This window comes from Flaviramulus basaltis, from assembly GCF_900114265.1.
Taxonomy (GTDB): Bacteria; Bacteroidota; Bacteroidia; order Flavobacteriales; family Flavobacteriaceae; genus Flaviramulus; species Flaviramulus basaltis.
The window spans coordinates 264,389-276,033 of record NZ_FPKV01000004.1 but is presented as its reverse complement, the minus strand read 5'-3'; the positions used below and the strand labels follow the sequence as shown (position 1 = coordinate 276,033).

The 11,645-nt window shown below is 31.2% G+C and carries 9 protein-coding genes; 6 read left to right on the top strand and 3 right to left on the bottom strand.

The features are described 5' to 3' along the window. The first annotated feature begins 40 nt into the window (after window positions 1–40). The 4 genes from lpdA to BT151_RS16260 all read left to right on the top strand — a co-directional run bounded on the left by lpdA (window position 41) and on the right by BT151_RS16260 (window position 6,090). Window positions 41–1,441: a dihydrolipoyl dehydrogenase gene (gene lpdA / locus BT151_RS16275; RefSeq protein WP_072403474.1), complete on the top strand. Its 1,401-nt coding sequence runs from the start codon at window positions 41–43 to the stop codon at window positions 1,439–1,441. Window positions 1,442–1,604: 163 nt separating this feature from the next. Further along, window positions 1,605–3,989 (top strand): TonB-dependent receptor, encoded by a 2,385-nt coding sequence (locus tag BT151_RS16270; RefSeq protein WP_072403414.1) that lies wholly within the window; start codon window positions 1,605–1,607, stop codon window positions 3,987–3,989. Between the two features lie 4 nt (window positions 3,990–3,993). Continuing rightward, window positions 3,994–4,839, top strand: coding sequence for a DUF4249 domain-containing protein (locus tag BT151_RS16265; RefSeq protein WP_072403413.1), 846 nt, complete (start codon window positions 3,994–3,996; stop codon window positions 4,837–4,839). 222 nt (window positions 4,840–5,061) lie between these two features. Further along, window positions 5,062–6,090 carry a serine hydrolase domain-containing protein gene (locus BT151_RS16260; protein WP_072403412.1) on the top strand — a complete coding sequence of 343 codons (1,029 nt, stop codon included), beginning with the start codon at window positions 5,062–5,064 and terminating at the stop codon, window positions 6,088–6,090. A 52-nt stretch (window positions 6,091–6,142) separates the two neighbouring features. On the opposite strand, the gene BT151_RS16255 is transcribed toward BT151_RS16260, so the two are convergent. Next, the gene (locus BT151_RS16255; RefSeq protein WP_072403411.1) at window positions 6,143–6,859 is read right to left on the bottom strand and encodes a LytR/AlgR family response regulator transcription factor; all 717 of its coding nucleotides are present in this window, start codon (window positions 6,857–6,859) and stop codon (window positions 6,143–6,145) included. Next, complete coding sequence (locus BT151_RS16250) at window positions 6,856–7,905, bottom strand: sensor histidine kinase (RefSeq protein WP_072403410.1); 1,050 nt, start codon at window positions 7,903–7,905, stop codon at window positions 6,856–6,858. Before BT151_RS16250 ends, BT151_RS16255 begins: the two co-directional genes overlap by 4 nt. 189 nt (window positions 7,906–8,094) lie before the next feature. On the opposite strand from BT151_RS16250, the gene BT151_RS16245 reads away from it, so the two are divergent. After that, entirely contained in the window at window positions 8,095–8,523 is a 429-nt protein-coding gene (locus BT151_RS16245) for a MotA/TolQ/ExbB proton channel family protein (protein ID WP_245794893.1), read from the top strand. A 14-nt stretch (window positions 8,524–8,537) separates the two neighbouring features. Continuing rightward, entirely contained in the window at window positions 8,538–9,791 is a 1,254-nt protein-coding gene (locus tag BT151_RS16240; RefSeq protein WP_072403409.1) for an alpha/beta hydrolase-fold protein, read from the top strand. Between the two features lie 24 nt (window positions 9,792–9,815). On the opposite strand, the gene BT151_RS16235 is transcribed toward BT151_RS16240, so the two are convergent. Then, window positions 9,816–11,525 carry a tetratricopeptide repeat protein gene (locus BT151_RS16235; protein ID WP_072403408.1) on the bottom strand — a complete coding sequence of 570 codons (1,710 nt, stop codon included), beginning with the start codon at window positions 11,523–11,525 and terminating at the stop codon, window positions 9,816–9,818. Window positions 11,526–11,645: the final 120 nt, after the last annotated feature.

Sequence of the window (11,645 nt, the reverse complement as noted above, 5' to 3'; positions counted from 1 at the left end):
GACAAAGCATCTTTTTTGTTTAAAAATAGAACAATATAATATGAATTCATACGATGTAGCCATTATAGGCTCTGGTCCTGGAGGATATGTAGCAGCAATTCGTTGCGCACAACTAGGGATGAAAACTGCAATAATTGAAAAATACTCAACTTTAGGAGGAACCTGTTTAAACGTTGGTTGTATTCCAAGTAAAGCACTTTTAGATTCTTCTCATCATTACGAAGATGCTGTAAAGCATTTTGAAGAACACGGTATTGACATTCCTGGTGAAATAAAAGTAAATCTTGAAAAAATGATTGCTCGTAAACAATCTGTTGTAGATCAAACAACTGGAGGGATTGATTTTTTAATGAAGAAAAACAATATTGATGTTTACGAAGGTTTGGGAAGTTTTAAAGATGCAACTCATATTACAATTGCAGGAAAAGAAACTATAGAAATAGAAGCTAAAAACAGCATTATTGCTACAGGTTCTAAACCATCTACATTACCCTTTATAACATTAGATAAAGAGCGCGTAATCACATCTACCGAAGCTTTAAAATTAAAAGAAATACCTAAACACTTAATTGTTATTGGTGGAGGTGTTATTGGTTTAGAGCTTGGTCAAGTTTATAAAAGATTAGGTGCAGAAGTAACTGTTGTAGAATACATGGACAGAATTGTTCCAACAATGGATGCTGGTGTTTCTAAAGAATTAAATAAAGTTTTAAAGAAGCAAAAATTCAACATTAATGCGTCTCATAAAGTTAAATCTGTAGAGCGTAAAGGTGATGAGGTTATTGTAAAAGCCGATAATAAAAAAGGTGAAGAAGTTACTTTTACAGGAGATTATTGTTTAGTATCTGTTGGGCGTCGTGCTTATACAGATGGTTTAAATGCTGAAGCTGCAGGAGTAAAACTAACAGATAGAGGTTTAGTAGATGTAAACGATCATTTACAAACTAGTGCAAGTAATATTTACGCAATAGGTGATGTTATTAAAGGGGCTATGTTAGCTCATAAAGCTGAGGAAGAAGGTGTTTTTGTTGCTGAAACTTTAGCAGGACAAAAACCACATATAGATTATAACTTAATTCCTGGGGTTGTTTACACATGGCCAGAAGTTGCAGCAGTTGGTAAAACGGAAGAGCAACTTAAAGAAGCTGGTGTAGATTATAAAGTTGGTCAATTTCCAATGCGTGCTTTAGGTAGAAGTAGAGCAAGTATGGATTTAGACGGATTTGTAAAAATTCTTGCAGATAAAAAAACAGATGAAATTTTAGGTGTACACATGGTAGGTGCACGTGCTGCCGATATGATTGCAGAGGCTGTTGTTGCTATGGAATATAGAGCATCGGCTGAAGATGTTTCTCGTATGTCTCATGCACACCCAACATTTACAGAAGCTATTAAAGAAGCGGCATTAGCTGCGACTGATGATAGAGCACTTCATATTTAGATTTTTTTAAATATAATATTTAAGAGCGAACTCAAAGAGTTCGCTCTTTTTTGTTGTGAGATGTTAAATAATTATAAAGAAGTAACAAATAATATATTAAACAGTCTATTTAGGAGTTAATAAAAAAGTTGTTAAAATCAATCAAGAAAAAACCAATCAAAGAATGAACAAACAAAAAAGGAAAAAAATAGTATTACTATTTACTTTGCTTGCATCATTAATCTTATCAGCTCAAGAAAACTTCACAGTTAGTGGTACAGTAAAAGATGCAAGTAATGGAGAAACAGTTTTTGGAGCCTCTGTATTCTTAAAAGGCACTAACATAGGCGCAATTAGTAACGAGTATGGATTCTATTCTATTACAGCAAAAAAAGGCACTTATACTTTAATTGTATCTTATTTAGGCTTTTCAAATACAAGCCAAGAGATTGTATTAGATAAAGATCAAAAGCTAGTTTTTGAAATTACAGAGTCTTCTACAGAACTTGAAGAAGTTGTTATTAACGCAGAAGAATCAGAACGTGTTAATATTCAAACACCGCAAATGAGTGTTTCTAAAATAAAGGTAGAAACTATTAAAAAAATGCCTGTTGTATTAGGTGAAGTAGATATTATTAAGTCTATTCAAATGCTGCCAGGTGTTACAAATAATGGTGAGGCTTCTAGCGGATTTAATGTTCGTGGTGGCGCATCAGATCAAAATTTAGTATTGCTAGATGAAGCTATAATTTATAATACATCACATCTTTTAGGTTTCTTTTCAGTTTTTAATGCAGATGCCATTAAAGATGTGAAATTGTATAAAGGAGGCATTCCTGCACGTTTTGGAGGACGTGTTTCTTCTGTTTTAGATGTTCGCCAAAAAGACGGAAATAGTAAAGAATTTAATTTAACAGGAGGCATAGGTGTTATTTCAAGTAGATTGGCAGCAGAAGGACCAGTATTTAAAGATAAAGGTTCCTTTTTAGTTGCAGGAAGAAGCTCTTACGCACATTTGCTTTTAAAAGCAGCTGGCGAAGATAATAGTGCCAGTTTTTACGATTTAAACCTAAAAACGAATTATAAATTAAACGAAAACAACAAGCTTTATCTTTCTGGTTACTTTGGTAGAGATTCGTTTGATTTTGGAAATAGTTTTGAAAGTAGCTACGGCAACCTTTCAGGAAATTTACGCTGGAATCATATTTTTAATGACAGGTTATTTTCAAACGTGTCGCTTATTTATAGCAAATACGATTATAAGCTAGCATTAAAGTTTTTCGAATTCGATTGGGTTTCATCAATCAACAATTATAATTTGAAATACGACCTTAAGTATTATTTTAATGATGCTTTTAAATTAGATTTTGGTGTTAACGGCATTTATTACGATTTCGATCCAGGTGAAATTAATCCAACTTCAGAAACCTCTGCAATAAACCCTTTAAAATTAGATCAAAAAAGAGCTTTTGAAGGCGGTTTATATATAAATGCAGAACACAAACTATCCGATAAATTAACGGCGCAATACGGATTGCGTTATAGTACTTTTACTCGATTAGGAGGACAACCGTTAACCGATTATGAAAATGATTTACCAGTGGTTTATAATAATGATTTAGGTATTTATGAAGCAGGAACCGAAATAGGAGAAACGAATTACAAAAAAAACGAAACCATTAAGAATTTTGGCAATTTAGAACCGCGTTTAGCATTGTCATATCAATTAAACGAATCATCTGCTGTAAAAGCAGGATATTCTAGAGTGTCTCAATATATTCATTTGTTATCTAATACAAACTCTGTAACACCATTAGATGTTTGGACACCAAGCGGGAAGTTTATCAAACCACAATTGTCCGATCAATATGCATTGGGTTATTTTAAAGATTTTACTAATAAAATCTACTCATTAGAAGCCGAAGTGTATTATAAAACAGTAGATAATAGAATAGACTATATAGATGGATCAGATTTAATTGGTCAAAATACCATTGAAACCGAAATATTAAACGGCGAATCTAGAGCTTACGGTTTAGAGTTATTATTTAGAAAAAGTAAAGGTGATTTTACAGGATGGTTGGCTTACACCATATCAAAAGCTGAACAAAGAACCTTAGGCGGTAATGCTGGCGGACCAGGAATTAATAATGGTAATTGGTATAAATCCTCTCACGACAGAACACACGATGTCTCTTTAACAGGCGCTTATAAATTTAACGATAAATGGACATTTGGTGCGAATGCGGTTTACCAAACAGGCAGACCAGTTACCTACCCAACAGGACAATATCAATACGAAGATTTATCTATTACAAGTTTCTCAGAGAGAAATGCTAACAGATTACCATCATATCACAGATTAGATATTTCGGCAACTTATGTGCCTAATAGAAAACCAGAGAACAGATGGAAAGGCGAGTGGGTTTTTGGTATATACAATGTATATAATCGAAAAAATGCAGCGTCAATATCTTTTGGTCAAAACAGAGAAACTGGTGCTAATGAAGCAACACGAACAGCCATTTTTGGTATAGTGCCATCAGTATCTTATAACTTTAAATTTTAGAAAAATGAAAATATATTTTAAAAGTCTAATCATATTATTTACAATCATATTTACATCCTGTACAGATGTTATAGATGTAGATGTTCCTACTTCAGAACCACGATTAGTTATTGAAGCAACCATTGAATGGGAAAAAGGAACAACAGGTAATGAGCAGTTAATAAAATTAAGTACATCTGTGCCTTATTTTTCTTCAACAACAAATAATATAGTAACAGGTGCTTCAGTAAAAATCACGAATGATGCAGATGATACAGAATTTGTTTTTATAGACCAAAACGATGGAAATTATATAAACTCTAGCTTTATTCCTGTGTTAAATGAAGCTTACACCCTAGAGGTTATTAACGACGGAGAAACGTATATTGCTCACGAAACTTTTGTACCGGTTGTAGATATCGCAGAGATAACACAAACTAGAGAAGATGGCTTTGATAGTGACGTTTTAGAAGTTAATGTGTTGTTTGATGACCCTGAAGATGAAGAGAATTTTTATTTCTTAAAATTTCAAAAAGAAGGTGATATTTTGCCTGAATTATTTGATATTTCTGACGAATTTACAAATGGAAATCAAATGACTATTTTCTATGAAAGAGAAGAAGATGAAGATATTAATCAAGAAGAATTTGAAGTTGGAGATGTTGTAGATATTGAGTTCTATGGAGTTTCTGAGCCATTCTATAATTACATCCGTTTGTTAATAGAGCAGTACGAAAGTGTTGGTGATCCCTTTAGTACAACACCAGTGGCTTTAAGAGGTAATTGTACAAACCCTAGTAATCCAGATTACTATGCTTTTGGATATTTTAGGTTAACTGAAGTTGTAAAAGCAAATTATACGTTTGAATAGATAGTTTACAAATCTGTAATTAATACGGAAATATTATAATAAAAAGCGAGTCATTTTGATTTGCTTTTTTTGTTATAATGTTAATAAATTTATTAGTCTCTAGCGTTTAACTTATTGATTTTTAAACTTTAAAAAACTAAATTCGCTTATTGTCTGATAAAAATCATTAAAATATATGCATGCCGTTGTGACTAATTTGAGAAACATCCTGCTTAAAATAGAATGACTAAAAAAAAATCAAAACAAATAATTAGAATTATACTGCTTGTTGGAACAGTAATCTCTTTATATTTTGTTCCTTGGCTTTTGGTAAAGGCGTGGATACTTCCATTACCGGATACGGTTCAAGAACAACTAGATGAAGCCATTGGACATGGATTTGACGGAATGATTGTTTATGTAGACCAAGCGGGTAAACCACCTCAGTATTTTGCTTCTGGTTGGCATAATCGAGAATCTAAGATACCTGCCAAACCTAACGCACTTTTTAAGCTTGCTAGCATTAGTAAGTTATATGATGCTGTGGCTGTTACTAAATTAGTGAGTGATGGGCGACTTTCTCTAGATAAAACTATTGCAGATTATTTGCCTGAACTTTTAGGAAGAATTGAAAACGCTGAGAAAATCACCTTAAGGTTGATGATACAGCATAGAAGTGGTATTCCAAATTTTACGGATACTTTCAATTTTTGGGCAGCTCCAACGAAGACCTATGAAGAAAGTCTTGCATTAATTCTGGATAAGCCAGCCAATTTTGAACCGGGTGAAGACTATGAGTATTGCAATACAAACTATCTGTTAATTAATAAGATAATGGATAATGAGCTAGGTTATAATAACTTTGAATTTATTAAGGAAGAAATACTAATGCCACTAAATCTTAACAATACTTTTGGTTCGCTAAGCGAAGTAAATATAGACGATGTGATGAGCGGCTATCATGTAGGATACCCTTATGATTTAAAGAAGGACGACCACGGCATGTTAGCCACTGCAGAAGACGTGGGTACTTTCGTAAGAGCATTAAACGATGGGTCATTGTTTAAAGAGGGAGAGCAGGAAATATATACTTCCATTTACAATTATGAGCATGGAGGTTGGGTTCCTGGGTACCAGAGTTTCTGCAAATACTATAAAGAACTTGATGCTGTTGTTATAGAGTTCTATAGCACAACCGATCCTAAATTGTACAATTGGAATTTATCAGAAATCATAAATAATAGAATTGTTAAAATACTGAAAAAGCATTAACACAAACGCCCTTTATAACAACCAATAAGTGTAAACAAAATTCATTATAAAATCAATATTGCTCCAACTGTTTCAAAACTTCTTTTTTATAACTTCTACTTATAGGTAAAGCCTTATTAAAAATAGTGATATGCTCGTTTGTAAACGAATTTATATGAGTCACAGATATTATGTATGATCGATGTATTCTTATAAAATTTTGCTTAGAAAGTTTTGCTTCAATAGCGCTAATAGTTTCTCGAGTTACTATAGTTTCATTTAAAAGATGAATTTTAAGATAATCACTAAAACTTTCAATATACACAATCGTATCAAAGTCAATTTTAATCATTTTTCTATCGGAACGCACAAAAATAAAGTCGTTAGTTTCTGTGTTTATTTCAAGATGCTTTTCAGTATTCTGTAGTGTTTCAAAATAGGTGTTTACCGCTTTTAATAAACGCTCAAAAGCAATGGGTTTTAACAAATAATCTACCGCTTTAAGTTCAAAACCTTCTACAGCATAATCGCGATATGCAGTTGTGAAAATAATTTTAATGTCTTTGTTAATGGATTTCGCAAACGAAATCCCTGAGATTTCAGGCATATTTATATCTAAAAATACAAGATCTATTTTATTGCTATTTATCCAATTAAAAGCTTCCAAAGCATTGCTACAACTTGCAACAACATTGATGTTGCTAATTTTAGATAAGTGGGTTGCAATAACTTCTCTTGCAATAATTTCGTCATCAACAATTAAGCACGATATGGATGTGTTATTTTTCAAATATTTAAAATTAATTCAACTTTAAAACTAGACGCTTCATTATCAATTTTTATTGCATATTGGTTTGGGTACAATAAATCCAATCGTTTTTTTATGTTTTCTAAGCCTATGCCACGGCTTGTGGTATCGGGTTTTTTACTGGTATTTATTATTGAAAAATTAATTTTATTGGTTTCGCAAACCAAATCAATATCAACATTTAAAACACCTTTATGTATCACACCATGTTTAAAGCTATTTTCTACAAAAGGCAGTAATAACATTGGTGCGATTTTTTGAGTGTCATCAATATTATTTGTTTTAAAAGTAATTTTTAAAGTATCGTTAAATCGTAATTCTTCTAAAGCAATGTAATCTTTAATATGAGCGATTTCTTCAGTTAAAAGCACAAAAGGTTTATCTGCTTGATACAACAGATAGTCTAATAAATTAGACAGTTTTAAAATCATTTCTGGTGTTTCTTCTGCTTTCTTTAAAGCAAAGCCATACATGGTATTTAAGGTGTTAAACAAGAAGTGTGGATGAATTTGCATTTTTAAATAATTCAATTCCTGCTCTTTCAATTTCAATTGTGTATCTAAAATTTTAGTTTTAAGTAAATTGTTTTGTTCGGTGTTTTTTAAGTTAAGTTTTAGCAGTTTAAAAGCACTCACTATAAAAGTTACTAAATACACAGCAGTTATAATAAATAACATGTTTTTTGTAGCAGGTGCCATTTGTGCATATTCAAAATCTGACACAAAAATCAAACTAAAAAATATAGAAACCATGACTAAATAAGCCGAAATAATAAAGGCATAAATACTGTACAAAGCAAATAGAGCATACTGCTTTTTAATTAAATAATTGGGAATTAATTTATAGATAGAAACGTAAGAGACTGCTATCGTTACTGGCATTAAAAAAAACGCAAATATAAAAGTGTCGTTAAAAGTTTTGCTGTCTGCACCAAAAAGATAGGTGTAAAATAGTAATACACCAAGCCAAAAAATGACGTGTAAAAACGCATGACCTATTTTATTTATAATAAACTTTTTAGAGAGCATTTATAATGTATTCATACAATAATAATATATTTTTATGTGGATTTATTGTTTTGTAGACGAATAACCAGTTTAAGAACGGATTTTGCAAAGTTGTTAATTCCTGCGCTAATTTGGTAATTGGTCGCAATTTAAATTTTTAAGTAAAAAGAGTTAGTAAGTTTGAATATGTTTAATTAAAAACCATCAATTATGAATTCAATGTTATTTTCTTTATTCTCAAAACAATTATTAATTTCTAACCCATTTGTAGATCGTTTTAACGAAGGCGGACCATTGTTTATGTCTTTAATACTAATATGTTTATTATTATCCTTATTCTTTATAATTATGGGTTTCATCAATATGAAAAAAAACGAACAACTTTCAAAAAAGTATATTAGATTAACTACAGATTCAAGCTTATTGGGTTTAGTTTTGGGTTTTTTAGGTTCTGTTATTGGATTAATTACAGCTTTCGATTCTGTTGAAGCCATGGGAAGTCCAAGTCCTGAAATTTTTGCTGGCGGACTTAAAGTGTCGCTTTTAACAGCAACCTTTGGTTTATTTTCATTTATAATAGCAAGACTTGGTATTTTAATATTAAGATGGCTTAATAAAGCCGATGAGGTAACCGAATAACAAAGTCTGTTTATATGAAATATAGATTAAAAATATTAGTAATTTTAATAGTTACTATTTTCATCAATCAATCAATTGATGCCCAGTCAAATGGGCATCGGTTTTTACATAACGTTGGTGTTTTAGATAGTTTAAAATCAGAAATTTTAAATGAAACTCGAACAATTTATGTTCAACTTCCCAATAGTTATAATGAAAATGAAAACAGGAAATACCCTGTAGCTTATATTTTAGATGGTGAAATATTTTTGCCAACTGTAAGTAATATGCTTGATTTTTACAGTGGAGGATTTATACCAGAGATGGTACTTATAGGTGTTTCTAATGATAAAAATAGAACTAGAGATTTAACACCATCGCATATAAAAACTAAATATGGAATGCCTTTTAATGAAGAAAATGGTGAGGCAGCAAATTTTATTAAATTTATTGAAGAACAGCTTATTCCTTTTGTTGAAGATAAATATCCAGTAACAAATTACAGAACTTTAATAGGGCATTCTTATGGCGGATTATTTACCATTTACAGTTTAATTAATCATCCTGATTTATTTGCTAATTATTTAGCAATAGACCCAAGTTTAGATTGGGACAAACAAAAATTATTAAAGCAAGCAGAAGAAACCTTTGCAAATAAAAATTATAAAGGGATGTCTTTGTTTTTGTCATTAAGCGGACAATTACATATGCAAAATTCAGATATTACTATAGATAACGTTATGCAGGATGAAACGGATTTTACCATATTTGCCCGTTCTAATATTTCGTTTTCAAATTTAATTAAGAAAAACAGCCAAAACGGATTGGATTTTAGTTGGAAATTTTATCCAAAAGATATACATGGTACTATTGCTTACCCTTCAATTATGGATGGCTTAATATCAATTTTTGAGTGGTTTCAAATGGAGAACACAGATAAAATAAATTCATTTGATACTTCAAAGGAAACGCTTTTAGAAATAATAAAATACCGCGAAATGAAACTTGAAAATCATTTTGGATATCAAGTGTCTCCTTATCCTGAAGAACTATTAAATATGTCTGGATATATGAATATGGATATGGAACAGTATGAAAAAGCAAAAATGTATTTTGAACTGGCAATTGAATATTTCCCAAATAGTGCAAATGCATACGATTCTCTTTCAGGTTATTACGATGCTAAAAAAGACTATGTTAATGCGTTAAAATTTGCGGTTAAAGCTTATGAATTAAGTGATATGGATTATTATAAAAATAAAGTAGAAGATCTTAAAAAGAAACAATAATCTGGTTTGCTAAAAAAATCATATTTATAATTCAATATCAGCATATACCCAACTTTCTTTAAAACGATTGTTATAAAGTTGGGTGTTCACTTTATCATTTAAAGCTTCATAAGCTATTTTTATACCATGAAGTGCCCAACCATTATTTGGGTAATTTTTTAAATCTTCTTCATATAATATTATAGCCTCTTTTTCTTGGCCATTTTGTGTAAGTATTTTTCCTAAGTTATGGCGTACTGAAAAAAACCAATCTGGCGGTTCGTTATAATTTAAAGCATCTTCCATCACTATGGCTTCTCTTAAAATAGCAATACTTGCTGTATAATCTTTTTCATAGGCTAAAATTTCAGCTTTTAAAACTTTTTTAGCAATTTGTACTAAATCGTAAACTGTGTTTATTTCCCAAATAGTTACTTCTTTTAAAGCTTCATTTTTGGATAATATTTCGAGGGCAGATAATTCTGCTTTAGCTTTATCTAAATCATTTTTCCCCAAATAAGCCATACCTTCTACATAATGTCTAACGGCTTTAACATAGTCTAAATCATAAGTGTCTAATTTGATATTTAAAATCTCATCCCACATTTTAAATTTAACCGCCACATAATAAGGTATCGTATAATAATGTTGTAAAGTCCCCCAACCTGGTTCTTTCATCATATCTGGATATACATGTTCAGAAACTTTATTAGCACCAATCATAGCCCAATGTTTATTCCCTTCAAGAGCTGCAGTAGCTGCCATAAAATGGTAATTATGTGGGTAATACCCTAAAGGATAAGCGCCTTGTGCATGACAATTACTAACATAAGTACTATCTGCTTTAACCGCAGCGATATTTGCTAATGTGCCTTTGTGGTATTCGCCCGTTCTAATATAAGTGTGTGATGGCATGTGCAGTAAATGACCAGAACCAGGAACTAAACCATCATCAAATAATTTTGCTGAAGCATCAGATCTTTCGGGTGTGTTAGACATTTCAACCGCATGAATATAAAAATGATGTGCTCCAGGGTGTTTGGGATGTTTTTCAATAGTACTTTCAAGTAGCGAAATTATTTTTGGTGTCCAAGGTTGTGCTTCACCTTTTTTATTAAACAAGTCCCAAGGATGCAAATTCATCATAGATTCTGCGTAAAGCACAGCTATTTCAGAATCTTCAGGATGTTTTTTATAAAGTTCACTTAAAGCATTGGAATATTGTATGTCTAATTCGCTTCTATCTTCAGGAGGTTCTGGTGCATACCGTAATGCCATAACATCAATAAATTGCTTTTCTTTTTCAGTAGTATTAGCAGAAAGTGATTGTGCTTTTTTAATAGCAGCATAAGCACGTTCATAATTATCGGGTTCCATTCCAGCATTATAGTTTGGACCTAAAACATAAGCGAAACCAAAAAATGCCATAGCACAAGTTGGATCTAACTTTGTTGCATAATAAAATGAACGCGCAGCTTCGGCATGATTAAAGGCATAAGCCAAAGCCATACCTTGATTAAAATAACGTTGTACTAAAGTGTCTTTAGTGGTAATAGGATAGTTTATAACATCATAACCATCTAAAAGAGGTGCAATATTATCTTGTTTATACCATGATGCATCTGTTATAGGTGGCACACAACCATATTTTGATGAGGCAGTTTCAATTGCAATAAAATCGGCTGGTTGTTCTTTTTGTTTTTTACAAGAAAAAAATAGATTTAGGATTACTAATGATATAATTATTTTATTCATTTTGTAAGATGTTGATTTCTAAATAATTAATTATTTACAATGTAGTTAAATTTTTATTTACTAGAGTTGACTTTTCTTTAGTTTTATTTTCTTAAATTAAAAAAGAAAAAAATAGTGACT